The organism is Streptomyces murinus (assembly GCF_002154555.1).
Lineage (GTDB): Bacteria > Actinomycetota > Actinomycetes > Streptomycetales > Streptomycetaceae > Streptomyces > Streptomyces murinus.
Genome location: NZ_MUNF01000332.1, coordinates 1 through 698, shown reverse-complemented (window position 1 = coordinate 698; position 698 = coordinate 1). Strand labels below are relative to the sequence as shown.

The following is a 698-nucleotide window of genomic DNA, read 5'->3' as shown; positions in this document are numbered from 1 at the left end:
GCTACGGGCTGACCGGCGCCGACCGGGTGCTCCAGTTCGCCGCGCCCGCCTTCGACGTGTCGCTGGAGGAGTCCCTGCCCACCTGGTGCACGGGCGGCGCCGCCGTGTTCGTCGCCGACAACATGGTCTCGCCCGGCGAACTCGAACCCTTCCTCGCCGGACAGCGGATCAGCGTCGTCAATCTGCCCACCCCGTACTGGGCGCAGTGGGCGAAGGACGTGGAGCGCCGGCCCCGTCCGCTGCCCGCGGCGCTGCGCCGGGTGGTGATCGGCAGCGACGCCGGGCGCACCGCGGATCTGCGCCGCTGGTACGGCGCGGGCGGCCCGCCGGTGACCAGCGCGTACGGCCTCACCGAGTCGACGATCACCGCGACGTGCCACGAGGCCCACCCCGCCGCGCTCGACGGTGCCGCCGACGACGAGGTGATCCCGCTCGGCGTGCCGCTGCCCGGCGTGCGAGCGTATGTCCTGGACGAGGAGCTGACGGAAGCGGCGGACGGGGAGGCGGGCGAACTGTATCTGGCCGGCGCGTGCTTGGCGCGCGGTTACCACGGCAGGGCCGCGCTGACCGCGGAACGCTTCGTGCCCGACCCGTTCACCGAGGAGCCGGGGCAGCGGATGTACCGGACGGGCGACCGGGTGCGCCGGTCCGCCGACGGGGCGCTCCGCTTCCTCGGCCGCGCCGACGACCAGGTCAAG

At 74.9% G+C, this 698-nt stretch carries 1 protein-coding gene; it reads left to right on the top strand.

All coding sequences use genetic code 11. From position 1 onward, the window contains the following. The coding region (locus CCN72_RS20460) for an AMP-binding protein (protein WP_143664147.1) at positions 1-698 on the top strand (698 nt) is incomplete at both ends.